Raw genomic sequence first — 26636 nt, forward strand, 5'->3', positions numbered from 1 at the left:
CATAATCACTATTGCTTACAAGAGCTGAATTTAATTTGCTAATTTTTTTTGCATAAAAATGGTTTGCTGCGTTAGGGAACGAGCTTTATTGAGTTTCAAAAAAAGTGCAAAAAGGGGGAAAAAGAATTGAAAGCATGGCGCAAAGCGAGTTTTCTATTAATCGGGATTATATTCATGTTCTTCCTCACCGCCTGCGGCGGACAAGAGTCGAGCAGCTCAACAAACGAGGGAGACAGCGCTTCGAATGAAGAGAAAAAAGACTTAAAAGATGTAAAAATTGTATTAAATTGGTTTCCGAAGGCGCAGCATGGCGGTTTGTATGCAGCACAAGAAAACGGATTGTTTGAAAAAAACGGTTTAAAAGTCACGATCGAACCGGGCGGGCCGCAAGTCTCGTCTATTCAAATGGTTGCATCTGGAAGTGCTGACTTTGGGCTTGCACATGCTGACCAAATGGTTATTGCTAGAAATCAAGGAATTGAATTAGTCGCTGTAGCTGCTGCCATGCAAGGAAGCCCGCAGGCATTAATGTTCCATAAAGGAAAGGGAATTGACGATTTTGATGAATTAAATGGAAGAAAAGTATATATACAGCCTGGTATTACGTATTGGGACTTTTTGAAATCTAAATATAATTTAAGTAATGTACAAGAATTGGCTTATACAGGACAGCATTCGAATTTTATTAGCGATCCCAATTCTGTAAGCCAAGCCTTTGTGACTTCAGAGCCGTTTTTCTTAAAAAAAGATGGAGTAGATGTAGAAACGAAGCTCATATCTGATGCAGGTTATAATCCTTATAACGTTGTGTTATATGTTACAAAAGACTATTTAGAAAAAAATAAAGAAACTGTCAAAGCATTTGTGGATGCTTTTGTCGAAGGATGGTATTTATACAAAGATTCTTACGAAGAGATTAATAAAGTGATTCAGAAAGACAACGCTGATATGGAATTAGAATCATTAAAATTTGAAGCCGAAACACAAGTGGATTTTGTATATGGAGGAGATGCAGCAGAGCATGGAGTCGGATATATGACGGAAGAACGCTGGGCAACATTAATTAAACAATTGCACGATCTCGGTTTATTAGAAAAAACATTTGATGCAAAGGAAATTTTTACGACAGAATATTTGCCAAAACATGAATCGAAATAAAAATGAAAACAAAAGCTGGGCAGCTTATATTTGCTCAGTTTTTTGTTTTAGCCATAAGTTTTACTGCAAAAAAAAGAAATCGGCTTATATGCCGACTTCAAAAACTGATCTCATACATTAAAATTTAAAAGTCCTTTTATTCCTCGTTTTTCACTTGATTATATGCTTGATCAAGATTTTGCAGTCTTTTCAATATTTCTGCATTTTTGGTTAGCTGGTCGTAAATTAAAGTTGAGACGACAGATCGGTAGTAGCTGTTCATGGCATCAATCTTTGAAGATTTTTCTTTATTCATTTCAATGTACTGTTTAAAGTTTTCTTTAAAATAGGAAACAGAAAAAAGCTGTGTCATGTTCGTTCCTCCAAAATTTTAGATTCTTTTTTTAAATTCTTCATGTAAAATAGAACTAAAGGGGGGGAGTTCTGATGCATATAAAAATGGACTTAGTCCAAAACCAATCCTTGAGATTGGCGATGACGAAAGAGCTGAAGCAAGCCATTGGGCTTTTGCAATATTCTACAATCGATTTAGTATCTTACTTGAGGGAAATTACGCTTGAAAACCCCTTTGTGGAATTGGAAGAATCCCATCCAACGATATTTTATCATAATCAAAGAAAGCAGCAGAGGGCAAACAAGGAGGATGGCCGCTGGATCGAAAATATGCCGAAAAAAGGGATGGGGCTAAAAGATCATTTGCGAAATCAGCTCGTAGAATTTCGTTTTACCGAAAACGAACGGCGTGCTATTCATATTTTAATCGATGCAGTGGACTCAAATGGTTATATGTCAGAGGACTTATCCCGCCTATCGGAAAAGTTCCAAATTTCGATCGATCTTTTTGAAAAACAGCTGTCTGTGCTGCAATCATTAGATCCAATTGGCGTCGGGGCACGTTCGCTTCAGGAATGCTTGCTTTTGCAGGCTAAAGAAATCGAGGAAAAACCTAAAGGCTCCGAGTTCGTGTTAAAAGAGCATTTTCATCTGTTTGCCACAAAAGCTTGGAAGGATCTTTCCAAAAAGACAGGTCTGTCGCTGAATGCTCTTCAGCAAATTTTCGATTTTGTTCAAACATTGAATCCAAGACCTGGTCTGCAATTTGATGAGGAAACCCCGAATTATATCATCCCTGATTTAATGATTGAAGAGCGAAATGGAGATTGGATTGTATATTATAATGAAGATCTTTTGCCGCAAATTAAAATCAATCGGGACTACGAACCGATTGTACAAACAGAAAAAGAAGTAAAATCTTACGTACAGACTAAACTCCATCAAGGACGCTGGCTGTTAAAATCGCTTGAGCAGCGGAAGGAAACGCTTGTCAAAGTTATGCAGGAAATTATACGATTTCAGAAAGACTTTTTCTATTTGAAAAACAACATTTTGAAACCGTTAACATTAAAAGATATCGCTGATTCTCTTAACATTCACGAGTCGACTGTAAGCAGAGCGGTCAATGATAAATTTGTTCAAACTCCTTTCGGTTTATATGAGTTGAAATATTTTTTCACTAACAAAGTGGGAGAAGAAGATACATCAAGTGCGAATGTTAAACAGGTCATTCAGCAATTAATTGATCAAGAAAATAAGCAAAGACCGCTTTCAGATCAAAAAATTGCCAACCTGTTGAAAGAGAATTATAATATGAATGTTTCGAGAAGAACAGTGGCCAAATACCGCGATCAGCTCAATATCCCTTCGTCCAATTTGCGAAAAAGATATAATTAGAAAGGAATTGGATTCGTGAATCAAGTGGTTCTTTATACGAAGCAAACATGTCCATTATGTGATGAAGCAAAGGAATTGCTGTATAAGCTGCAAGCTGAAATACCCTTTGATCTGAAAGAAAAAGATATTTATCAAGATGACCGGTTGCTGGAAAAATATCAACTAATGATTCCAGTGATTGAAGTGAATGGAAAGATTGTTATTTTTGGGAAAATTGAAGAAAATTCTTTAAGAAAACGTTTGCTGGAACTTGTTTCTGTTGATTAACATTTGCGCTCCTGCTAAAATAATATATGTAGCAAGGGGTGAATTTTTTTGCTATAATTGGGACATAATTTGTCTTATAGGGACAAAAAAAGTCCCGGAAAGAAAGAGCTGAAGGGTCTTGAAAATGCAATCATTAATTGAAGCTCAAAAAAAATTATTGCCTGATCTTCTCCAAACTATGCAAAAGCGCTATCAAATTTTGCAGTCCATTCGACTGATGCAGCCTGTAGGAAGACGAAGCTTGTCAAACAATTTAGGCATCAGTGAAAGAATTCTGCGTGGAGAAGTGCAATTTTTAAAAGAACAAAATTTAATTCATATTCACCCCTCGGGAATGACCTTAACGAAAGAAGGGGATGATCTTCTTTCATCATTGGAAGAAATGATGAAAGATGTTTTAGGTTTAACTTTTTTGGAAACTACATTAAAAGAGAAGCTTCATTTAGATGAAGTGATTGTTGTTTCAGGTGACAGCGACCATTCGCCCCTCGTGAAAAAAGAAATGGGAAGAGCTTGTGCACAATGCATTATGAATCATTTGCAGGATGACGAGGTTGTTGCTGTGGCAGGCGGCACAACGCTGGCAGCTGTTGCTGAAATGATGATTCCGTTAGGTCATCGCCGAAATGTTTTATTTGTCCCTGCAAGAGGCGGACTAGGGGAAAATGTTGAAAACCAGGCGAATACGATTTGCGCCAAAATAGCTGAACGTGCACATGGGAAATACAGGCTGCTCCATGTTCCTGACCAGCTAAGCAAGGAAGCATATGAATCCATTATCGAAGAACCGGAAATAAAAGACCTTTTAAAAATTATACGTTCAGCGAAAATGCTTGTTCATGGCATCGGGGATGCTCAAACAATGGCGGAGCGAAGAAAGACTCCGAAGGAAGATTTCGAAAAAATTAAAAAAGGAAAAGCAGTAGGCGAAGCTTTCGGTTATTACTTCAACCAAAAAGGTGAAGTCGTCCATAAAGTTCAAACGGTTGGAATGCAGCTGGAGGACTTAAAAAACATACGAAATGTGATCGCGGTTGCTGGAGGAGCCTCTAAAGCAAAAGCGATCAAAGCGTATATGAATCAATCATTAGCCACGATTTTAGTAACTGACGAAGTGGCAGCTAAAGAGTTATTAAGGGAACTGTAAAGCTCCCTCAATATAAACATCATTCCTAAAATTGAAGGAGGACTTAAAGATGGCAGTGAAAATTGGTATTAATGGTTTTGGTCGTATTGGACGCAATGTATTCCGCGCAGCATTAAAAAATCCTGAAGTAGAAGTAGTAGCAGTAAATGATTTAACAGATGCAAACATGCTTGCACATCTTTTACAATACGATTCCGTTCATGGAAAACTCGATGTGGAAGTCGGGGTAAACGGAAATAACTTGGTCGTGGATGGAAAAGAAATTCAAGTATTATCCGAGCGCGATCCAGCTCAATTAGGCTGGGGAGACCTTGGCGTTGACATTGTAGTAGAATCTACTGGTCGCTTCACAAACCGTCAAGATGCAGCAAAACACCTTGAAGCAGGTGCGAAAAAAGTAATCATTTCTGCGCCGGCTAAAGAAGAAGATATCACAATTGTTATGGGCGTAAACGAAGACAAATATGATCCAAGCAATCATCATGTCATTTCCAACGCTTCATGTACAACAAACTGCTTAGCTCCGTTTGCAAAAGTTTTACATGAAAAATTTGGCATTGTTCGAGGCATGATGACAACTGTGCATGCTTATACAAATGACCAACAAATTTTAGACTTGCCTCACAAAGATTACCGCCGCGCTCGCGCTGCAGCAGAATCTATCATACCGACAACAACTGGTGCAGCTAAAGCAGTTGCGCTCGTATTGCCTGAATTAAAAGGAAAACTTAACGGTATGGCAATGCGTGTTCCGACACCAAATGTGTCCATCGTTGACTTAGTGGCTGAGCTTGAAAAAGACGTAACAGTGGAAGAAGTAAATGCTGCGCTTAAAGAAGCAGCTGAAGGAGAATTGAAAGGTATTTTAGCGTACAGCGAGGAGCCGCTTGTATCCAGAGACTATAATGGTGATACTCATTCTTCTACGATTGATGCGCTTTCTACTATGGTGCTTGAAAACCGCATGGTGAAAGTTGTTTCTTGGTACGATAACGAAACAGGATACTCAAACCGCGTGGTAGATTTGGCGGCTTACATTGCAAAACAAGGTTTATAATCTTTAAATACGGACTTGTAGCTTGCCTGTTTAAAAAGCTATAATGAAAAGCGGGAAGGGGAAGGGGACGTTTACATTCCCCTTTCCCTTTCAACATGTAGGAAGAATTTTTTCCTGATCGTTATTGTGAAGGAGGAGCTTGAGCCATGAACAAAAAAACGATAAAAGATGTCGATGTGAAAGGGAAAACGGTATTTTGCCGAGTTGACTTTAATGTACCGATGCAGGATGGCAAAATAACCGATGATACACGCATTCGAGCTGCACTCCCAACGATCCAATACTTGGCGGATCAAGGAGCGAAAGTATTGCTTGCCAGCCACCTTGGCAGACCAAAAGGACAGGTTGTGGAAGAGCTTCGATTGACGCCTGTAGCGCAGCGTTTAGAAGAACTGTTAGGCAAAAAGGTGGTCAAAGTAGATGAAGCTTACGGTGCGGCTGTAAAAGCGGAAGTAGACAAGTTAAACAATGGCGACATTCTCGTTCTGGAAAATGTACGCTTTTATCCTGGCGAAGAAAAGAATGATCCTGAGCTTGCTAAAGCTTTTGCTGAATTGGCGGATCTATATGTTAACGATGCCTTTGGCGCCGCTCACCGCGCACATGCATCCACCGCAGGCATTGCGGAATATTTACCATCTGTTGCAGGATTTTTAATGGAAAAAGAAATCAATGTTTTATCTAAAGCGCTTGATAATCCTGACCGCCCATTTACAGCGATTATCGGGGGTGCAAAAGTAAAAGATAAAATCGGAGTTATCGAAAATTTATTGGAACGTGTAGATAATTTGATTATCGGCGGAGGACTTGCTTATACGTTTGTAAAAGCGCTGGGTCACGAAATCGGCAAGTCTTTGCTTGAAGAAGATAAAATAGAACTGGCAAAATCGTTTATGGAACGTGCCAAAGAAAAGGGCGTTCGCTTTTATATGCCTGTAGATGTTGTGGTAGCAGATGATTTTTCAAATGATGCCAATACAAAAGTAGTGGATATTGACAGCATTCCGGCTGATTGGGAAGCACTTGACATTGGACCTAAAACGGCTGAAATTTATGCGGATGTCATTCAACAATCAAAGCTTGTTGTTTGGAACGGCCCGATGGGCGTTTTTGAAATGGATGCTTTTGCAAAGGGAACAAAAGCTGTAGCGGAAAGCTTGGCGAAAGCAGAACATACTTATACGGTCATCGGCGGCGGTGATTCAGCAGCAGCAGTAGAAAAATTCGGCCTTGCGGATAAAATGAACCACATCTCAACCGGAGGCGGAGCATCTTTAGAGTTCATGGAAGGAAAGAAACTTCCGGGAGTTCAAATATTGGAAGACAAATAACCACAACCATTTCCGTAAAAAGGAAGGTGTAAAGATGAGAAAGCCGATTATTGCAGGGAATTGGAAAATGCATAAGACGTTGGAAGAAGCAAAAAGCTTTGTAAAGGAAGTTAAATCACTCGTTCCCCCACAGGATAAAGTTGATTCCGTTATATGTGCACCTGCCTTATTTTTAGGTCAGCTTGTGGAATTGGCTGAAGGCTCTGAACTAAAAATTGGCGCTCAAAATATGCATTTTGAAGAAAGCGGAGCTTATACAGGGGAAATCAGCCCTGTTGCATTGGCGGATATCGGTGTTGATTATGTGATCATTGGACACTCCGAACGCCGGGAAATGTTTGCCGAAACAGACGAAACCGTGAACAAAAAAGTATTGGCTGCTTTCAAACACAAATTAACTCCGATCGTATGTGTAGGCGAATCATTAGCTGAACGGGAAGCTGGAAAAACGAATGAAATTGTTGGCGACCAAGTCAAAAAAGCGTTGGCTGGAGTCGATGCGTCGGCTGTGAAAAACATCGTGATTGCTTATGAGCCGATTTGGGCGATTGGCACAGGAAAATCGTCTTCTCCTGAGGATGCCAATGAAGTATGTGCCCATATTCGGGGTGTAATTGCCGATATTTATTCCGATGATGTTGCAAACGAAGTTCGCATTCAATATGGCGGCAGTGTTAAACCGGAAAATATTAAAGATTTTCTAAACCAGCCGGAAATTGACGGAGCATTAGTCGGAGGCGCAAGCCTAGAACCACGCTCTTTCTTGCAGCTATTGGAGGCAGGCCAAAATGAGTAAAAAGCCAGTAGCGTTAATTATATTAGACGGTTTTGCTCTGCGTGACGAAGTGAAAGGAAATGCTGTGGCTCAAGCGAACAAGCCGAATTTTGATCGATTTTGGAATACATACCCGCATGCAACGTTAAAAGCATGTGGAGAAGCTGTCGGCTTGCCGGAAGGTCAAATGGGAAATTCTGAAGTTGGACATTTAAACATCGGTGCAGGCAGAATTGTATACCAAAGTTTGACACGCGTTAACATAGCGATTCGTGAAGGCGAATTTTTTGAAAATGAAACATTTCTTTCAGCTATGAACCACGTGAAAGAAAAAGGAACGAACCTTCACATTTTCGGCTTATTATCGGATGGCGGTGTTCACAGCCACATTAACCACTTATTCGCCTTGTTAAAATTGGCGAAAGATCAGCAAGTGAAAAATGTGTTCATTCATGGATTTTTGGACGGACGCGATGTTGGTCCGCAAACGGCGAAGCAATATATTGATGAGCTGAATGAAAAAATCAATGAATACGGAGTAGGACAGATCGCAACGATTTCAGGCCGCTATTACTCGATGGACAGAGATAAAAGATGGGATCGAGTAGAAAAAGCATACAGAGCGATGGTGTATGGCGAAGGACCAGCTTATAAAAACGCATACGAATGTATTGAAGATTCTTATGCACACGGGATTTATGATGAGTTTGTCATCCCTTCTGTTATGACAAAAGAAGACGGCAGTCCTGTTGCAACCATTCAAGATGATGACGCGGTCATTTTCTATAATTTCCGTCCGGATCGCGCTATTCAAATTTCGAATACATTCACAAATGAAGATTTCCGTTCCTTTGATAGGGGACCGAAACATCCAAAACGTTTATTCTTCGTTTGTTTGACGCATTTTAGCGAAACGGTGAAAGGATATGTTGCCTTCAAGCCGGTTAACTTGGACAACACAATTGGCGAAGTCATTTCCCAAGCCGGATTGAGGCAGCTGCGCATAGCAGAAACAGAAAAATATCCGCATGTTACGTTCTTTATGAGCGGAGGCCGGGAAGAGAAGTTTCCTGGCGAAGAACGGATTTTAATTGATTCACCGAAGGTAGCCACGTATGATTTAAAACCGGAAATGAGCGCATATGAAGTAACTGAGGCGCTTTTAAAAGAAATTGAGGCTGACAAGCATGATGCGATCATATTGAATTTTGCCAATCCGGACATGGTCGGCCACTCCGGCAAACTTGAGCCAACGATAAAGGCAGTCGAAGCGGTTGATGAATGTCTCGGAAAAGTGGTGGATTTGATTCTCGAAAAAGGCGGAACAGCTATTATAACTGCTGACCACGGAAATGCGGACGAAGTCGTCACACTTGACGGAAAACCGCAAACCGCACATACGACAAATCCAGTGCCGGTTATTATAACGAAAAAAGGAATCGAATTAAGAGAAGACGGAATTTTAGGCGATTTAGCACCAACGATGCTCGAGCTGCTCGGGCTGGAAAAACCGAAAGAAATGACAGGGAAAAGTCTTATTAAATCATAAATAAAGGAGATGAAGCAATATGCCAGCTATTACTGATGTTTATGCACGTGAAGTGCTTGATTCAAGAGGAAATCCGACAGTTGAAGTAGAGGTGTATACAGAATCAGGTGCATTTGGACGGGCGCTTGTACCTAGCGGTGCATCCACAGGTGAGTATGAGGCTGTTGAATTGCGTGACGGTGATAAAGAACGCTACCTTGGAAAAGGGGTTTTAACAGCAGTTAAAAACGTGAACGAAATTATTGCCCCAGAACTGTTAGGCTTTGATGTGACGGAACAAAATGCCATCGATCAATTATTAATTGAACTTGACGGAACAGAAAATAAAGGAAAGCTGGGAGCAAACGCAATTTTAGGTGTTTCTATGGCCGTTGCTCGTGCTGCAGCTGATTATTTAGGTGTTCCGCTGTATCAATATCTCGGCGGCTTCAATGCGAAAACTCTTCCTGTGCCGATGATGAACATTTTAAACGGCGGCGCTCATGCAGACAACAATGTTGATATTCAAGAATTCATGATTATGCCGGTCGGCGCGGAAAGCTTCCGGGAAGCACTGCGGATGGGAGCGGAAATTTTCCATTCATTAAAATCTGTATTAAAAGGAAAAGGATATAATACAGCTGTTGGTGATGAAGGCGGATTCGCTCCAAATTTACAATCAAATGAAGAAGCTTTGCAAACTATTATCGAAGCAATTGAAAAAGCCGGCTACAAACCTGGCGAACAAGTTAAGCTTGCGATGGATGTTGCTTCTTCTGAACTGTTTAATAAAGAAGACGGCAAGTACCACCTAGAAGGAGAAGGCGTTGTAAAAACGTCGGAAGAAATGGTGCAATGGTATGAAGAGCTTGTCTCCAAATATCCGATCATTTCGATTGAAGACGGACTTGATGAGAACGACTGGGAAGGCCATAAACTGTTAACAGAACGTTTAGGCGGAAAAGTTCAGCTTGTCGGAGACGATTTATTTGTAACAAATACAAAAAAATTAGCGGAAGGCATTGAAAAAGGAGTCGGCAACTCTATTCTGATTAAAGTTAACCAAATCGGAACGTTAACAGAAACGTTTGATGCGATCGAAATGGCAAAACGCGCCGGCTATACAGCGGTCATCTCCCATCGCTCAGGCGAGACGGAAGACAGCACCATTGCAGACATTGCTGTGGCAACAAACGCAGGCCAAATTAAAACAGGCGCACCTTCCCGCACGGACCGCGTTGCGAAATACAATCAATTGCTTCGCATCGAAGATCAACTTGGCGATACTGCAATTTACCAAGGAATTAAATCTTTCTATAACTTGAAAAAATAACACTATCTATGAAAAGGTCTAACCGAGTTATTTGGTTAGACCTTTTTAATTAAGCTCAAAGCACACTAAATCATAGCCTAGACGATGTGTAAATATTTTCTTATTGCCAATAAACAACATATAATAAAAACATAGACAGCGTAAAAACACAGTCCCGGTTGGTAGTCCGGGCGCACTCCGAAAGAGTGTCAGTATCCTTCCCCTCCTTGGGATGTCCATCGCTGTCGTTACTTTTTACAAGGAGGGACCTTTCATGAAGTTGACGGTTTTTTACGATGGACAATTCTGGATCGGTGTGGTTGAGCAAAAGGAAGGTGAAGCTATAAAAGCGGTTCGCTACGTATTTGGTTCAGAGCCAAAAGATGATGAAGTTTTGGCATTTGTGAATGGTCCGATGCTATCGTTACTGCACAAGTGCCGCACAACAACCGCCGTGCCGCTTGAAATGAAAAAGCGCAAAAATCCGAAGCGACTGCAACGTGAAGCTGCAAAGGAAATGAAAACAAGGCCGCTTTCCACATATGCACAAACAGCCCTTCAGCTAGAATTGGAGCATCGTAAAAAAGAGAGAAAAGTTTTGCGCAAGGAGCTGCGCGAAGCTCTCATCAAGCGAAAAAGAGAGTTAAAGCGTTTAAAAGCGAAGGCAAAACATCGTGGAAGGTAATACAGAGTTGGATGTCTTGCTTCAAGACATCCGCTTTCGTATTTTCTGAATGGATACGCTATTGTGTAATGAGCCAATTTATGATACATTAAAACTATTGTAATGTGCGTTTTTTTAGGAGGTGGAGTGGACATGCATACTCTGCTTGTCATACTATTAGCAATTGTATCTATTGCGCTGATCGCTGTGGTGATACTGCAGTCTGGAAAAAGTGCTGGATTATCTGGAGCCATTTCCGGCGGTGCTGAACAGCTTTTTGGGAAGCAAAAAGCGCGTGGAATAGATTTAATCTTACATCGTATTACAATCGTTCTTTCTGTGTTATTTTTTGTTTTAGCAATTGCTGTTTCATGGTTTGGATTATAATAGCTAGAAAGGTCTGTCAAACAGGCCTTTTTTCTATGGGAAAATAAAGCTGTTGAATGAATAATGTTTTTGGTATATAATGGAATTTAAACTTTTTTCATACTACAATTCGTTGTAAAAAATAAAGAATTTAAAAAGAGAAGGAGATTTTAAAATGAAAGTTTTACCGCCAAAACCTTTTACGTTTGAAGGTGGGAATCGTGCTGTACTGCTGCTTCACGGCTTTACTGGAAATTCAGCAGATGTGCGGATACTTGGGCGTTTTTTGCAAGATAAAGGGTATACTTGTCATGCCCCTCAATATAAAGGCCATGGGGTTCCTCCGGAAGAATTGGTTCATACCGGTCCCGATGACTGGTGGCAAGATGTGATGGGCGGCTACGAACATCTGAAAGACTTAGGTTTTAAAGAAATTGCAGTTGCCGGTTTGTCTCTTGGAGGAGTTTTTTCTTTAAAACTGGGATACACTGTACCTGTAAAAGGAATTATTCCAATGTGCGCCCCGATGTATATTAAAAGCGAAGAAACGATGTATAAAGGGATTTTAAAATATGCCCGCAAATATAAACAATTTGAAGGAAAGCCGGAAGAACAGATTGAGGCGGAAATGGAAGAGTTTCAAAAAACACCAATGAAAACGTTGAAAGCTCTGCAGCGTTTGATTTCTGATGTGAGAGAAAATGTCGATATGATTTATGCCCCGACATTTGTGGTTCAGGCGCGGCACGATGAAATGATCAATCCGGATAGTGCAAATATTATTTATAACGAAGTAAGCTCAAATATAAAAAAAATCAAATGGTATGAAGAATCGTCGCATGTTATTACGCTTGACAAGCAGCGAGATGAACTGCATCAGGACGTCTATGAATTTTTAGAGAGCCTTGATTGGCAGGAGTAAAAGGAGGTTATCGTATTGGCAGAACCCGATATGCAATTAGTTGAAAGGCTTCTTTCTTTTATGAAGGAAGAGGCTTATAAACCTTTGACTGTGGAGGAATTAGAAGAAGCTTTTCAGCTAGAGGACGCAGACGAATTTAAAAAGCTGATTATTACTTTAAATAAGATGGAAGAAAAAGGCCTCATTGTGCGGACGAGAGCAAATCGATACGGTGTTCCAGAAAAAATGAATTTGATCCGCGGAACACTGGTCGGACATGCCCGCGGATTTGCTTTCGTTGAACCGGATGAACCAGGTTTTGATGACGTGTTCATTCCGCCCGGCGAGCTGAATCATGCGATGCATGGAGACAAAGTTCTTGTGCGGCTAAGCCCGAAAACAAGCGGGGCGAGACAGGAAGGCACGGTCATACGCATTTTGGAAAGAGGAATAACGGAAATTGTCGGAACATATACGGAAAGCAAAAACTTCGGATTTGTCATACCTGACGACAAAAAGATTGTCAACGACATTTTTATTCCGAAAAATGCATCAAATGGGGCGGTTGAAGGTCATAAAGTAATTGTCCGACTCACGTCATATCCTGAAGGACGAATGAGTGCAGAAGGAGAAGTCGTACAAATTTTAGGCCATAAAAATGATCCTGGCGTCGATATTTTATCAATCATTCATAAGCATCAGCTGCCATTGAGCTTTCCGGATGATGTATTAAAGCAAGCAAACGAAACACCTGATGAGATTAAGAGCGAGGAAATCAAGAACAGACGAGACCTTCGCAACGAATTAATCATTACTATTGATGGTGAAGATGCAAAAGATTTGGATGATGCCGTAACAGTAACAAAGTTAAATAACGGCTGCTATAAGCTTGGCGTGCATATCGCAGATGTCAGTTATTATGTAAAAGAAGGAACTCCGATTGACAGAGAGGCATTTGCACGCGGGACAAGTGTATATTTAGTTGATCGCGTCATTCCGATGATACCGCATCGTTTATCAAACGGAATTTGTTCACTGAATCCGAAGGTGGATCGTCTGACATTATCGTGCGAAATGATTGTGGATGAATATGGGAACGTAGTTCAGCATGATATTTTTCAAAGTATTATTCGCTCCGCTGAGCGGATGACTTATTCAAATGTCAATAAAATTTTGATTGAAAAGGATGAACAGCTTCGGGAAAAATATCAAGAAATTGTCCCCATGCTGGAGGATATGGCTGAGCTTGCGGCGATTTTACGGAAAAAAAGAATGCTGCGCGGAGCTATCGATTTTGATTTTAAGGAAGCGAAAGTTTTGGTGGATGAGAAAGGCAAACCGTATGATGTCATTATTCGGGAACGATCTGTAGCGGAACGGTTAATTGAAGAATTTATGCTGCTTGCAAATGAAACAGTAGCAGAACATTTTCACTGGTTAAATGTACCGTTTATATATCGAATTCACGAAAAACCGAATGAGGAAAAACTAAGACGTTTCTTGGAATTTATTACAAATTTCGGTTATGTCGTGAAGGGAACAGGAAACAATATTCATCCGCGCGCTTTGCAGCAAATTTTAGATGAAGTACGGGGAAAACCTGAAGAAATGGTGATTTCAACTGTCATGCTTCGGTCTATGAAGCAAGCGAAATATCATCCGGAAAGCGTCGGGCATTTCGGATTGTCGACCGAATTTTACACCCATTTTACTTCCCCGATTCGCCGTTATCCCGATTTGATAGTTCATCGACTCATTCGAAAATATTTGCTTGAAGGGAAAATAGACGAAAAGACACAGATGAAATGGGCATCAATTTTGCCGGAAATTGCAGAACATTCTTCCAATATGGAACGGCGGGCTGTTGATGCGGAGCGTGAAACGGATGATTTGAAAAAAGCAGAATTTATGCTGGATAAGATTGGGGAAGAATTTGATGGAATCATCAGTTCTGTCACAAACTTCGGCATGTTTGTCGAGCTCCCGAATACTGTTGAAGGTCTCGTTCATGTAAGCTATATGACGGATGATTACTACCATTATGATGAACGTCATTATGCGATGATCGGCGAAAGAACGGGAAATGTTTACCGCATCGGCGATGAAATTACCGTCCGCGTTGTGAATGTTGATAAAGAGGAACGATCCATCGATTTTGAAATTGTCGGCATGAGAAAAAAACGAAAAAAATCAACACGGCCTGAAACGGTGAAGGTGATTAAGAGCAAACATCAGGAAGAAGAGGAAGAATGGTCAACGAGACCGCCGAAATCAAAAAAGAAAAAGTTTTATAAAAACGTATCGAAAAAGAAGCGGAAGAAGAAAAAGCGTTAAAGCGAGGCCAGATGTCTAAAAAAACAAACTCATTGAAACAGCAAAATTTCATTTAGAAAGAATCTTGATTGAGGCGAAAATGTTCATTTGCTATAATAATCTTTACCCCTAATTTTCACGAAAGGGTGACAGAGAATGTCAAAGGGAGAAGGGAAACTGATTGCCCAAAATAAAAAGGCGCACCACGACTATTTTATTGAAGAAACGTATGAAGCTGGGATCGTCCTGCAGGGAACAGAAATTAAATCGATTCGCGCCGGCCGCGCCAATTTAAAAGATGCGTTCGCAAGAGTGGAAAAAGGGGAAGTTTTTCTTCATAACATGCATATCAGCCCGTATGAGCAGGGAAATCGATACAACCATGAGCCGTTAAGAACGAGAAAGCTTCTTTTGCATCGAAGAGAAATCAATAAGCTGATCGGGGCCACAAAAGAACAGGGCTATTCATTAGTTCCGCTGAAGCTTTACATTAAAAATGGATTTGCGAAAGTGCTTATCGGGCTAGGAAAAGGGAAAAAGAAATACGATAAGCGGGAGGATTTAAAACGAAAAGAAGCGAAAAGAGAAATTGAACGGGCATTTCAACAAAAACAAAAAGGGATCTATTAATGATAACAATAAATGACAATTGAAAAATATATTGTTTTTGTTATAATAATATATGTCGTTGCCAGTTGAATATATTTCTCAAGCACTAGCTCGAATAAAACGGGGACGTTTTGGATTCGACAGGGATAGATCGAGCTTAAGCTGCGAGCCGGAGGGATCGTCTCCGTCATCAACGTCGCCTAAAGATAACTGGCAAACAAAACAACTACGCTTTAGCTGCTTAATGCTAAAGGCTCCTTTCTTCCATCGCCCATGTGGAGGAAAAGGGGTTCAACTTAAGTGGGCTACGCCCGATTCCGCCGTCTGAGGAAGAGGGAAGAGACGAATCAGACTAGCTGTCCGGATGCCTGCCGACAGGCTAAGGAACAGTGAAATGTTAAATATGTCGGATACGCTCGTAGATGCTTAAGTGGCGATATCTCTGGACGTGGGTTCGATTAGGAAATAGTCGCCTTGTGTGGCAACACACAAGTGAAAATCCGGCTTAATCGGTGAAACCTAAGTCGTTTCTGCGATATGGCAACACCGAGCGGTATGTGGAGCAATCCAACAGCCGTGTATCGACTCATAGGCTGCCTTCAAGGTAGTACTAGGATGCGAAATTCTGCCGTACGGCAAATCTAAATTTCGCATAACACGCCGGAGGACCTGTTTAGGTTCAAGATATAGTCAGTGCCATTGCGAAAGCATGGATCAGCACGTCCCACCGTCTCCATTATAGAAAGACGTTTCCCGTGATTTTTATAAAATTAACAATGAAATAAAAGAAATCGGCAAACATGCCGGTTTCTTTTATTTACATGCTTTACTAAAGGAAAGGGTTTCAGTTCAAAGCTGAGGTCCTTTTTTCTTATTATTGTGCAGCTTTCAATACTTTTTGAGCGAGAAAATAGGCTGTTGTAGCAATAAGCAATGATATAAGCAATGGTATGGAAGAAGGCTCGCCGAACACTACCTCTTGACTAAGACTGCCCGTTTTGGCAGAAAAATCTGGCGTGTAAAAAGCAGTTAAAACAGTACCCGATAGTATTTGAAATACCGTATAGAGCAATAGAAAACGAATGATAAAAACAAAATATTTTTTCAAAAATGATCCCGCATTTTTTGTATTTAAGTATACCATCATTTTCTTTTTTGCCACATCCTTGTTAATTGAATTTATCAATAGAGCTCTTATTGAAAAAAAGCGCACATGCTGTGAAAAGCAAGTGCGCTTTTTGATTAAAAGACAATCGTTTTGTTTCCGTGAACAATGATGCGGTCTTCCAAATGCAATTGTACAGCGCGGGCGAGAACGTCGCGTTCAATCGTTCTTCCGACTCTTTTTAAATCTTCAACATTGTACCGATGGCTGACCTCTTTAACCCCTTGTTCAATAATTGGTCCTTCGTCCAAATCTTCCGTCACATAATGGGAAGTGGCTCCAATAATTTTGACTCCGCGTTCATATGCGCGCTCATACGGTCTTGCACCGACAAATGCAGGCAAGAACGAATGATGAATATTAATAATTCGATGCCGGTAATGCTTGATGAAATCTGGAGATAAAATTTGCATATAACGGGCGAGAACGACGAAATCAATATTATATTTCTTCAACAGTTCAAGCTGCTGCATTTCCGCTTCCGGCTTATTGTCTTTATTGACCGGTATGTAATAATACGGAATTCCAAGCGATTCAACTGGTTCACGCAAATCTGGATGGTTGCTGATTACCAAAGGTATTTCGCAAAAAAAATCGCCTGATTGATAACGCCAAAGAAGATCGAGAAGGCAATGATCTTGTTTCGATACGAAAATCGCCATTCGCTTTAATTGGTTCATATATGAAAATTGCCATTTCATTTGCAATTCTTTTCCGATCGGCTCAAAGTCTTTTTCAAGCTCGCCTTTTTTACGTCCTATATCCGGTAATTCAAATTCAACGCGCATAAAAAAAGTGCCGCCTGAAGGATCTGTTGAATATTGATCTGATTGGACGATATTGGCGCCGTGTTCATATAAAACTTTAGAAATTTTTGCAACAATTCCTGGCTGGTCGTTGCATGTAATAAGAAGACGTGCGCGATCTTTATATTGATGTAAAAAAGATTCAAGATTCGTTTGTTTCGTATGTAACATAAACCTTTCCTCCAACCCAAATGTGATCTGTACAAAGGATACTAATAGTTTGCTTTCTTGTCAATTTGAACAAGGAAAAAAATATTTATAAGTATTCAATGTAAGAAAATCTTACAACAAAAATTAAAAAATACGAAAAAAAATTGTATAATAAAGTTAATGGCTGAAAATGTTATAAATTTTAACGTAATAACGTTATTAAAGGAGGTATAACAATGTCAGAATCATATAAGGATAAAAAAGTCATTACGATCGGTATCGTTAGTGAACTAACAGGACTATCACCAAGAAAAATACGATATTATGAAGAACGAAAATTAATTTTTCCCGAAAGAACGAAACAAGGAACGAGAAAATATTCCTTTTCAGATATTGAAACATTAATGGAAATTGCAGATAAAATCGAAGACGGCGTTCAAACGTTTGAAATTAGAAAAGAAATGCTGAAAAAAGAAAGAGATAAAATGCTCGAAGATAAGAAAAAAATGATTCAAGGCCAGCTGAATGCACACTTCAAAATAAGAAAACAATAGTTCAGGGCGGTTAAAACCGCTTTTTTTTATGATTTAATAAAGTTCTTCATTTTTATAAAAAATTATCAGAGTTTTTTTGCTTTTAACAAAATATTAGAGGTATATTTAAAATAGATGATTATTTAAAAAGGAGGAAGAAGAAAATGGACTATCGTATAGAAAGAGATACGCTGGGAGAAGTAAAAGTTCCCAAAGACCGCTACTGGGGTGCACAGACGGAACGGAGCAGAAACAATTTTAAAATCGGTACTGAGACGATGCCGATTGAAGTCATTCGTGCATTTGCCATTTTAAAAAGAGGTGCAGCGATCGTTAATGAAAAATTAGGAAAGCTGCCAAAAGAGAAAAAAGATGCGATCGTTCGTGTTTGCGATGAAATTATAGAAGGGAAGCTTGATGAGCATTTCCCGCTCGTAGTATGGCAAACCGGAAGCGGAACGCAGTCGAACATGAATGTCAATGAAGTGATTTCGTTTAAAGGAAATGAATACTTGAAAGAAAATGGGTTTGAATCATTAAAAATTCATCCAAATGATGATGTGAATATGGGACAAAGCTCAAACGACACATTCCCTACAGCAATGCATATTGCTGGTGTCATAGTGATAAAAAACAAGCTGTTGCCGGCAATTGATTTGTTGACAGAGACGCTTGATAAGAAATCCAAGCAGTTTGAGAATCTTGTGAAAATTGGCCGCACCCACTTGCAGGATGCAACACCGCTCACGCTTGGACAGGAAATCAGCGGATGGGTACATATGCTGAGAAAAAGCAGAAAAATGATTGTCGAAGCAATGGATAACTTGAGAGATTTGGCGATCGGCGGAACAGCAGTCGGAACAGGAATTAATACGGATCCTCAGTTTGGACAGCTTGTAGCAGATGAAATAAGCAAGCAAACGAATGAATCATTCCGTTCCTCTGAAAACAAATTCCATGCGCTAACTAGCCATGATGAAATCGTTCATGCACACGGAGCGCTAAAAGCCTTGGCAGCTGATCTTATGAAAATTGCAAATGATGTTAGATGGCTGGCAAGCGGTCCAAGATGCGGAATTGGCGAGATCACGATACCAGCAAATGAGCCCGGAAGCTCCATTATGCCGGGAAAAGTGAATCCGACGCAAAGCGAAGCATTAACGATGGTAGCAGTCCAAGTCATGGGAAATGATGCAGCGATCGGTTTTGCCGCAAGCCAAGGAAATTTTGAATTAAATGTTTTCAAACCGGTTATTATTTATAACTTTTTACAATCGATCCGGCTTTTATCGGATAGTATAATTTCCTTCAACGACCGCTGTGCTGTGGGAATTGAAGCAAACAAAGAAGTGATTGATAAATATGTACAAGACTCGCTCATGCTCGTAACTGCTTTAAATCCTCATATTGGATACGAAAATGCAGCGAAAATTGCAAAGCTTGCATATGAAAAACGATTGACTTTAAAGGAGGCAGCTGTTCAACTGAACCTTCTGTCAGCCGAAGAATTTGACCGCATTGTCCAGCCGGAGAAAATGGTGTAACAGAAAACATTGAATTTTTGCTGGGAGATGAAAATATATACCGATACTCACTACTTGATACGATCCCTCTTGTCTAGATAGAAAGAAAAAAACCTATACTGTCTATGAACTGCACCCCTTAAAGTAGATGTTGAAAAATCCCTATTTGGTCAACACTGCTTTAAGAGGTGATTTTTTATGGCAAGAAAAGGACAAAAGTTCATAAACTATTCAGTTGAGTTTAAACTCTTAGCAGTTAAAAAATATCTTCGAAGACAGTGCTTCTTTCTTCAGCGTACAGACCTACTGAGTTATATGGGGAGGAATTGTCAGATGATTTCTTTAACAGTGATTCCTTCTACAACTATTCTGTAAGCCGCTGAATAAGGGGGAATTTTTAATACTGTCTATTTGATCTTTGATCGGGATATGTTCAATTTGTGCGTCCGGTTTTCTTATTTATATTCAATGCTGCCAGGTGCAAAAACCATTATCCTCCACATAAAAATTTCATGAATCCTACACAAAATATTCACCTTTGCAATGTTGCAATATGTATGTATTAAATTTATTCTTTATTTAATAGTTCTCAATTAATTTTTATTGAGGAAAGGAGATTTATTGTGAAAAAAATCATTATATTGCTTGCCGCCGTTTTCCTTCTTGCAGCTTGCGGTCAAAATGAAACGAAACAAGAGAACAGCGGAGAAAGTGCCGAAGTTCATCCGCTCGAAGTCAATTTGAAAGTGCCAGACCATGCGAATATTCATGAAAAAGTTTCGTTGACTGCTGAAGTGAGCTACGGAGGAGAAGCGGTTGAAGATGCTGATGAAGTAAAATTTGAAATATGGAAAGAAGGAGAAAAAGAAGAAAGTAAAATGATAGAAGCAAAACATGAAAAAGACGGCCAATATACGATTGAACACACATTTGATGAAAATGGAGTTTTTTTTGTTCAATCACACGTTACGGCGAAAAATCAGCATAATATGCCCAAAAAACAAATTGTGATTGGTGAACTACATAAAGGTGGAGCTTCAACGGGAGAAAACGAAGAAACCGCAAATCATACTCATGAACATTCTCAAGGATCTGTAGACATCCAATTGGAGCTGCCGACAAATGTAAAGGCGAATGCGGAAACATTGATTCAAACAAAAATTCAAGCAGAAAACGCTCCGTTGCTAAACGCAAACGTCCGTTATGAAATTTGGAAGGACGGTTCTGATAAGCATGATTGGGTAGATGCTGCAGGAGACGAGAAAGGTACTTATGAAGCGAAATATACATTTTCTTCCTCAGGAACTTATCAAATCCAAGTTCATGTCAACAATGATGAAGGACTACATGAGCATGTCACGAAGAAGGTAACGGTTCAAAAATAAAGATCGGAATGGATATTGTTTATGGTAGAAAAGAATTGAGAAAGAATCGCTGAAAAAGTGTATATGTATGGACAAAAATAAGAGCGGGGAAAGAAATCAATTAAGTCGTGGCGAACTAATTGAACGGCAGGAACCAGATATGTTCGAAGCACGTAACGTCGATACGTATGAATAGATTAATTAAAAACATGAAAAGCCGCCCTTCCCTTAAAAAGAGAATGTATGGCAAAAGAATTTTAAACGAAATAATTGATTGGCATTGAATACGAAAAAGAATTCCTTTTTATAAATGAATGAAGATTCGTCCAGTATAACTTGTTCGAACATAAGTTAAATAACAAATGCAAAGTAGTCTTATAAACCAAAATAAAGCGAAAATTTAGTTAAACGAAACAAAAGTGCATAAAAGCTGAACAACCTTACTCCAATGAATTTTGAAGTAAGGTTGCTTTGGCTTTATTCATATTGCTTATTTTCAAGGTAAGAAAAAATTATCTTTTCGACCATCTCAATTTTATTGAGTTAACAATTTTTCTAAGTCGTCCAGCATATGGTTTGCAGCAAGCACACCGCCGGCTGTGTTCCAAATAGCGTCGTCAACTTTGTAAGCTTTTCCGTTTTTAACAGCATTTAAGTTTTTCCAAAGTGGATCGTTTGTCCATTCTTTTTCTGCTTGCAAAGCTTCTTTGTCTCCTTGCGGTGCATAGGTGAAATAGAAGATGATGTCACCGTCCATTTCCGGAATTTGTTCTTTTCCGACTTCAACTGCCAAATCTCCTAATTTATTTGCATCTGTAAACAATTTTTCTTGCTGAGCAGGACGTTTAAATCCAATTTGATCGAAAATCACACCAGAAAATGAATCTTTCCAATATATTCTCGTTACACCAGCCATGAAACGAACAACTGAAACTTCTTGATTCACTTGATCTCCTAATTTTTGTTTTACTTCTTCTACATGATTATTAAAATCATCTAATACTTTTTGTCCTTCTTCTTCACGATCGATGGCTTTTGCATATAGCTTAAAGTTTTCCTGCCAGTCGCCTCTTAATGTTTCCGAAAAAACTGTTGGCGCTATTTGATTGAGCTTGTCGTAGATTGCTTCTTGGCGAAGCTTATTGCCTATAATCAAGTCAGGCTGAAGAGCTGCAATTTTTTCAACATTGACTTCACTTTCTGTACCAACGACTTCAACGTCTTTCATTTCATCTTTAATATGATCGTACCAAGGATCGCCAAGCCAAGATTGAACGGCTCCGACTGGTTTTAATCCCATTGCTAAAAGCGCTTCGGTTCCTTCATTCGTTAATACGACGACACGTTCAGGTTTTTTTGGAATTTCAGCTGTTCCCATTGCATGCTCAACTTTGTATGATTGACTTTCAGTTGAGCTTTCTTTCTTTTCTTTTGAAGCTTCTTTACTGTCCCCGTTGCCGCAAGCAGCAATTACTGCCAGCATGAGTATGGCAACGATGGAAAATAATAATTTTGATATTTTTTTCATTATGTAACCCCCTAAAATGTAGTTGAAAATGATTTTCAATTCCTTAATAATAGTAATCAGTGAGAAATAAAAAGTCAATAATTAATTGAAAATGATTTTCACATTCAAAATGATTTGGTACAATTGGTTCAGAAGTTCGACTTGTTAGGAGAGACGTGAAGTTGTCATTATCTAGTAATCGTAAAGCAATCTTACTTTTTCTTTCCTTTTTGCTTCTATTATTCTGCATGTGTGCAAGTATTGTATATGGATATACGGATACAAGCTGGAAGATGGCTTGGGATGCTTTTTTTCATTTTAATGGTTCCAATGAACATATTATTATACAAAATGTTCGACTTCCTCGATCCGTCATAGCGAGTGTAGTCGGCGCTTGTCTTGCTTTATCCGGTGCATTGATGCAAGCTATTACGAAAAATCCTCTTGCATCGCCAAGCGTTTTTGGCATCAATGCCGGTGCAGGATTTTTTATTGTTCTAGCTTTTTCCTTATTTTCTGTAAACAGCTTACAAGCGTTTACTTGGATTGCTTTTGCAGGCGCAGCTTTTGCTGCCATGCTTGTGTACATGATCAGCTCATTGGGTAGTGATGGATTGACGCCTGTAAAGCTTACTTTGGCAGGAGCGGCCGTTGCGGCACTTTTTTCTTCCCTTACGCAAGGTTTGTTAGTTTTAAATGAAGCAGCGTTGGATCAAGTATTATTTTGGCTTGCAGGATCTGTGCAAGGCCGCAAAATGGAGGTAATGACAGCTGTTCTTCCATATATTTTGATTGGATTAGTTATTTGTACATTTATCGCCTCTAAATTAAACGTCTTAGTAATGGGAGAAGAAGTGGCGAAAAGTTTAGGACTAAAAGTAGGAACAGTGAAGTTTTTTGCAGCCTGTGCTGTCATATTTTTTGCGGGCGGTGCAGTTGCGGCGGCTGGTCCTATTGCATTCATCGGCGTAGTCGTGCCCCATATTGCAAAGTATGTGGCCGGAAATGATTACAGATGGATTTTGCCGTTCTGTGCAGTATTTGGTGGGATTTTGCTAGTTGCAGCAGATATTGGCGCCCGTTTCATTGTCATGCCTGAAGAAGTCCCTGTAGGGGTCATGACGGCGATAATTGGAACCCCATTTTTTGTTTATATTGCAAGGAAGGGGGTTCGTGCATCATGAAAAAATATGTTTCGCTTCGGATCGGAAATGTCATTTCATTTTTAATTGATAAAAAAGCCTTTTTCCTTTCGTTCGTTTTCTTTCTTGCGGCGTTTTTCGTAATCCTTGTCAGTGCAAGTGTAGGCGAAGTGATGATCAGCCCTGCCCAAGTTTTTCAAACAATTTTTGGAATAGGGGATGGAACGAACGAGCTTGTTATTAAACAATTTAGGCTTCCGAGAATTCTTATTTCCCTTTTGGTCGGCATGTGTTTGGCTGTTGCGGGCGGAATTTTGCAAAATTTAGTTCGAAACCCTTTAGCATCCCCTGACATTATCGGAATTACCGGCGGTGCTTCGGCAGCGGTTGTACTATTTTTAATGCTGTTTTCCGATAAGAATCATTCTTTAACTGTAAGCATTCATTGGATGCCTTTGGCAGCTTTCATAGGAGCAGCCGTTACAGGCATTTGTGTTTATTTATTGTCGTGGAAAAACGGTGTGACTGCCATCAGGCTTGTGTTGGTCGGCATTGGAATCTCCTTTTTAACTAAAGCATTAACGACTTTGTTAATGATAAAAGGGCCTATTTACCAAGCATCCCAAGCAAATATTTGGATAACCGGCTCAGTTTATGCAGCAAACTGGTCTCAAGTAAAGATTTTGTTTCCAGCAACTATCATTCTTCTCTTGATAACGGTTGTTACTGTACGAACGATCAATATTCAAAGTTTTGGCGATGAGATCGCAATCGGTATGGGAAACCGGGTACAATTAACCCGCTTTTTCCTCTTATTTCTAGGAACCGCTTTGACTGCTGTTGCTGTCGCTTTTGGAGGAGGGATAGGGTTTGTAGGTCTTATTGCTCCTCACATTGCAAGAAAGCTTGTCGGTTCAAGCTTTGGTTTGATGCTGCCGATTTCAGCCTTTGTCGGGGCACTCATTGTTATGCTTTCTGATTTATTGGGAAAAACAATCTTTTTGCCGCATGAAATTCCAGCTGGTGTGTTTACTTCAGCAATCGGGGCTCCTTATTTTATTTACTTGTTAATGAAGCACAGAAATATTTAGGAGGTGATGGCATGCATAGATTGTATACTCATGAGTTAACTTTTGCTTATGGACAGAATATGATTATTGAAGATCTTAATCTTACTATTCCAACGGGAGAAATTACTGTATTAATTGGAAGCAACGGTTGCGGAAAGTCGACCTTATTAAAATCTTTGGCAAGAATTTTAAAGCCAGCAGGCGGTTCAGTACTCTTGGAAGGAAAGGACATTGCCGAGCTACCGACAAAGGAAGTGGCAAAAAAACTGGCTATACTTCCGCAAGGGCCTGAAGCCCCAGAAGGATTAACTGTTTTGCAGCTTGTTAAACAAGGACGGTATCCTTATCAAAATTGGCTGAACCAATGGTCCAAGGAAGATGAAGAATTAGTTTTTCGAGCGCTTGAAGCAACTAGAATGAGTGAATTGGCAGAACGAACAGTGGACTCTTTATCAGGAGGACAAAAACAGCGTGCATGGATCGCCATGACTTTGGCGCAAAATACAGATATTATTCTTTTCGACGAGCCAACAACTTATTTAGATATAACACATCAAATTGAAATACTCGATTTATTATTTGAATTGAATATGAAAGAGAAAAGAACGATCATCATGGTTCTTCACGATTTAAATTTAGCCTGCCGTTATGCTCATCATATCGTCGTATTAAAGGATAAAAACATTTATAAACAAGGAAAACCGGAAGATGTAATGAATGTACAACTGGTCAAAGATGTTTTTGAAATGGATTGCAAAATTATTCGCGATCCGATTTTTGGAACACCGCTATGTATTCCGTTCGGAAAAGGGAGAAATATTAATAAAGTAGGGATGCAGGCATGGGAAAGTTGACGTTCGATGAAATAAAGGTGCTGTCAAAATTTCGATATTCAGAAGCAAAACGTGCAACCGATTCATCAATTGACATGGAGGAACTGCTAAAACCGGAAAAACTGCAGCTGTTTTTAAAAAATATTCAGCCTAAATTTAATGCACCTCTTTATGTAGCCGGGTCAATGTTTATTAAAAGATATGCTTTTTTAGCCGCTTTAGCTCTTTATACCATGACAATGTTTGATAAAGCTTTAAAAGTGGATATAAAAAATCTTGTCCTGATCACTGATGACGAAGATCCGCTTTGGCTGCCGGGCTTTTATTTCAAATCGAACGAAGTCACAATTGCTCCCCAAGAAAGAAAAAAATGGCGGGATGAAATGTTAACCTTATTATTTAAAGAAAACATCACCCGTCTTTTACAGGTTGTCTCAACAGAGGCAAAAATTTCAAAATGGATTCTTTGGGAAAATGTTGCGATCTATATATTTTGGATGTATGAAACATTGCTCAATGAAAAGCAGCATGAAGATAAACATGAAAAAATAAAAGAAGATTTTATTTATTGCGTGAAGGAAGCAAAAGGTGAATTGTTTGGGGATTTTAATCGGAACCCTTTAAAAAAATTTTTTGGTCCTAAGACATATTCTGATCAATATGATGATTATATTCGAAAAAGAAAAACATGCTGCCTGTTTTATTTGACAGACGATGAAGGGAAAAAGTGCAGAACATGCCCGAATGTTAGTGAATGTACAATAAAAAAGTAATTGGAGAGATTAAAAATGGATAACCAGTTTCAAGCTCAGATTGATGCGCTTGTTGAAAAGTATACCGAACTCTTGCTTGGAAAATCGTCTCCTGAATTAAAAGAAAAAGTGAAAATTTGGGTGTTGTATACGTACATGGCAAAATCGATGCCGCCGCTAGTGAAACATTGGAATGAAAAATTTCCAGAAGCAAAAGAACAAATGAAAGCTATTATTAATGAAATAAAAGAATTAAATGAACAGCATAGAAATAATAAAAAACGTTGATCTAAATTTGAAGTTGTCCTCCTTATAAGCAGCAGGGGGATTTTTTATGCGGACAGAATAGTATCATTCAAAATAACTTTAAGGTTTCATAGCATTGACGTTGGACGAAACAATGGAATGCTGATAAAGGTTAAAAATTTTTTGTGCTAAAGCAAAATGCTTCTTACTTTAAAAACAGCAGATAAATAGTGATCATATAGAACGGAATGAGCATTCGATCGCCTATTCAGTAATCGATTGGGAATAACATTTCAACCCGTAAAGAAATAAAACCTTACTCCGCTTGTTTACCGGAATAAGGCTGCTTTAACTCTTTATTTGCTGTCTGCTCGAATGGGGTCAGA

The 26636-nt window shown here is 39.4% G+C and carries 26 protein-coding genes and 1 other RNA gene; 23 read left to right on the forward strand and 4 right to left on the reverse strand.

The annotated features are described in order from the left end of the window. The first annotated feature begins 126 nt into the window (after window positions 1–126). Window positions 127–1158, forward strand: coding sequence for an ABC transporter substrate-binding protein (locus NST97_RS16940; RefSeq protein WP_327862679.1), 1032 nt, complete (start codon window positions 127–129; stop codon window positions 1156–1158). A gap of 136 nt (window positions 1159–1294) precedes the next feature. Here the strand turns inward: NST97_RS16940 and yvfG are convergent, their stop codons facing one another. Beyond that, window positions 1295–1510 (reverse strand): protein YvfG, encoded by a 216-nt coding sequence (gene yvfG, locus NST97_RS16945; protein WP_063386963.1) that lies wholly within the window; start codon window positions 1508–1510, stop codon window positions 1295–1297. A gap of 74 nt (window positions 1511–1584) precedes the next feature. Between yvfG and rpoN the strand changes: the two genes are divergently transcribed. The 14 genes from rpoN (at window position 1585) to ssrA (ending at window position 15620) form a co-directional block, all read left to right on the forward strand. After that, window positions 1585–2889: an RNA polymerase factor sigma-54 gene (gene rpoN / locus NST97_RS16950; RefSeq protein WP_341343504.1), complete on the forward strand. Its 1305-nt coding sequence runs from the start codon at window positions 1585–1587 to the stop codon at window positions 2887–2889. Between the two features lie 15 nt (window positions 2890–2904). After that, window positions 2905–3156 (forward strand): glutaredoxin family protein, encoded by a 252-nt coding sequence (locus tag NST97_RS16955; RefSeq protein WP_063386962.1) that lies wholly within the window; start codon window positions 2905–2907, stop codon window positions 3154–3156. A gap of 124 nt (window positions 3157–3280) precedes the next feature. Next, on the forward strand, window positions 3281–4303 hold the full coding sequence (locus tag NST97_RS16960; protein WP_063386961.1) for a sugar-binding transcriptional regulator: 1023 nt from the start codon (window positions 3281–3283) through the stop codon (window positions 4301–4303). A 49-nt stretch (window positions 4304–4352) separates the two neighbouring features. Continuing rightward, window positions 4353–5360: a type I glyceraldehyde-3-phosphate dehydrogenase gene (gap, locus tag NST97_RS16965; RefSeq protein WP_063386960.1), complete on the forward strand. Its 1008-nt coding sequence runs from the start codon at window positions 4353–4355 to the stop codon at window positions 5358–5360. A gap of 146 nt (window positions 5361–5506) precedes the next feature. Then, window positions 5507–6691 carry a phosphoglycerate kinase gene (locus NST97_RS16970; RefSeq protein ID WP_094245232.1) on the forward strand — a complete coding sequence of 395 codons (1185 nt, stop codon included), beginning with the start codon at window positions 5507–5509 and terminating at the stop codon, window positions 6689–6691. Window positions 6692–6725: 34 nt separating this feature from the next. Beyond that, complete coding sequence (gene tpiA, locus NST97_RS16975) at window positions 6726–7487, forward strand: triose-phosphate isomerase (protein ID WP_341343505.1); 762 nt, start codon at window positions 6726–6728, stop codon at window positions 7485–7487. Then, window positions 7480–9015: a 2,3-bisphosphoglycerate-independent phosphoglycerate mutase gene (gene gpmI, locus NST97_RS16980; RefSeq protein WP_130156823.1), complete on the forward strand. Its 1536-nt coding sequence runs from the start codon at window positions 7480–7482 to the stop codon at window positions 9013–9015. Before tpiA ends, gpmI begins: the two co-directional genes overlap by 8 nt. Before the next feature lie 19 nt (window positions 9016–9034). Beyond that, complete coding sequence (gene eno / locus NST97_RS16985) at window positions 9035–10327, forward strand: phosphopyruvate hydratase (protein ID WP_130156821.1); 1293 nt, start codon at window positions 9035–9037, stop codon at window positions 10325–10327. A 253-nt stretch (window positions 10328–10580) separates the two neighbouring features. Next, window positions 10581–10991: a YjdF family protein gene (locus NST97_RS16990; RefSeq protein ID WP_066249163.1), complete on the forward strand. Its 411-nt coding sequence runs from the start codon at window positions 10581–10583 to the stop codon at window positions 10989–10991. A 132-nt stretch (window positions 10992–11123) separates the two neighbouring features. Further along, on the forward strand, window positions 11124–11357 hold the full coding sequence (gene secG / locus NST97_RS16995) for a preprotein translocase subunit SecG (RefSeq protein ID WP_063386955.1): 234 nt from the start codon (window positions 11124–11126) through the stop codon (window positions 11355–11357). A 154-nt stretch (window positions 11358–11511) separates the two neighbouring features. Continuing rightward, a complete protein-coding gene (locus NST97_RS17000; protein ID WP_066249166.1) occupies window positions 11512–12258 on the forward strand; it encodes an alpha/beta hydrolase in 747 nt (248 codons plus the stop codon). A 30-nt stretch (window positions 12259–12288) separates the two neighbouring features. After that, window positions 12289–14571, forward strand: coding sequence for a ribonuclease R (gene rnr, locus NST97_RS17005; protein WP_341343573.1), 2283 nt, complete (start codon window positions 12289–12291; stop codon window positions 14569–14571). Between the two features lie 135 nt (window positions 14572–14706). Next, window positions 14707–15180: an SsrA-binding protein SmpB gene (gene smpB, locus NST97_RS17010; protein ID WP_063386953.1), complete on the forward strand. Its 474-nt coding sequence runs from the start codon at window positions 14707–14709 to the stop codon at window positions 15178–15180. A 109-nt stretch (window positions 15181–15289) separates the two neighbouring features. After that, window positions 15290–15620: a transfer-messenger RNA gene (gene ssrA / locus NST97_RS17015) on the forward strand. 413 nt (window positions 15621–16033) lie between these two features. Here ssrA and NST97_RS17020 read toward each other — a convergent pair. Together NST97_RS17020 and purU are read right to left on the reverse strand one after the other, a co-directional pair. Then, window positions 16034–16306, reverse strand: a complete 273-nt coding sequence (locus tag NST97_RS17020) for a hypothetical protein (protein WP_311066979.1) — start codon at window positions 16304–16306, stop codon at window positions 16034–16036. A 95-nt stretch (window positions 16307–16401) separates the two neighbouring features. Further along, on the reverse strand, window positions 16402–17301 hold the full coding sequence (purU, locus tag NST97_RS17025) for a formyltetrahydrofolate deformylase (protein ID WP_341343506.1): 900 nt from the start codon (window positions 17299–17301) through the stop codon (window positions 16402–16404). Window positions 17302–17516: 215 nt separating this feature from the next. Between purU and NST97_RS17030 the strand changes: the two genes are divergently transcribed. The 3 genes from NST97_RS17030 to NST97_RS17040 all read left to right on the forward strand — a co-directional run bounded on the left by NST97_RS17030 (window position 17517) and on the right by NST97_RS17040 (window position 20721). Beyond that, window positions 17517–17834, forward strand: a complete 318-nt coding sequence (locus tag NST97_RS17030) for a MerR family transcriptional regulator (protein WP_063386951.1) — start codon at window positions 17517–17519, stop codon at window positions 17832–17834. A 143-nt stretch (window positions 17835–17977) separates the two neighbouring features. Continuing rightward, window positions 17978–19357 carry a class II fumarate hydratase gene (gene fumC, locus NST97_RS17035; protein ID WP_341343507.1) on the forward strand — a complete coding sequence of 460 codons (1380 nt, stop codon included), beginning with the start codon at window positions 17978–17980 and terminating at the stop codon, window positions 19355–19357. A gap of 602 nt (window positions 19358–19959) precedes the next feature. Further along, complete coding sequence (locus tag NST97_RS17040) at window positions 19960–20721, forward strand: FixH family protein (protein WP_130156801.1); 762 nt, start codon at window positions 19960–19962, stop codon at window positions 20719–20721. A gap of 514 nt (window positions 20722–21235) precedes the next feature. Here the strand turns inward: NST97_RS17040 and NST97_RS17045 are convergent. Continuing rightward, complete coding sequence (locus NST97_RS17045; RefSeq protein ID WP_066249177.1) at window positions 21236–22228, reverse strand: ABC transporter substrate-binding protein; 993 nt, start codon at window positions 22226–22228, stop codon at window positions 21236–21238. Between the two features lie 161 nt (window positions 22229–22389). Between NST97_RS17045 and NST97_RS17050 the strand changes: the two genes are divergently transcribed. From NST97_RS17050 to NST97_RS17070, 5 genes are read left to right on the forward strand one after another with little or no spacing between them, the layout of a single operon-like run. After that, entirely contained in the window at window positions 22390–23391 is a 1002-nt protein-coding gene (locus NST97_RS17050) for a FecCD family ABC transporter permease (protein WP_235600414.1), read from the forward strand. Beyond that, window positions 23388–24440 (forward strand): FecCD family ABC transporter permease, encoded by a 1053-nt coding sequence (locus NST97_RS17055; protein ID WP_339194470.1) that lies wholly within the window; start codon window positions 23388–23390, stop codon window positions 24438–24440. The genes NST97_RS17050 and NST97_RS17055 overlap by 4 nt, the downstream gene beginning before the upstream one ends. An 11-nt stretch (window positions 24441–24451) precedes the next feature. Further along, the gene (locus NST97_RS17060) at window positions 24452–25273 is read left to right on the forward strand and encodes an ABC transporter ATP-binding protein (RefSeq protein ID WP_063386944.1); all 822 of its coding nucleotides are present in this window, start codon (window positions 24452–24454) and stop codon (window positions 25271–25273) included. Further along, window positions 25261–26025 (forward strand): IucA/IucC family C-terminal-domain containing protein, encoded by a 765-nt coding sequence (locus NST97_RS17065; RefSeq protein WP_082829501.1) that lies wholly within the window; start codon window positions 25261–25263, stop codon window positions 26023–26025. Before NST97_RS17060 ends, NST97_RS17065 begins: the two co-directional genes overlap by 13 nt. A 15-nt stretch (window positions 26026–26040) precedes the next feature. Next, a complete protein-coding gene (locus NST97_RS17070) occupies window positions 26041–26292 on the forward strand; it encodes a DUF2573 family protein (protein WP_063386943.1) in 252 nt (83 codons plus the stop codon). Window positions 26293–26636 lie beyond the last annotated feature (344 nt).

It is taken from the genome of Aeribacillus sp. FSL K6-1305 (genome assembly GCF_038050115.1).
GTDB lineage: Bacteria > Bacillota > Bacilli > Bacillales > Aeribacillaceae > Aeribacillus > Aeribacillus composti.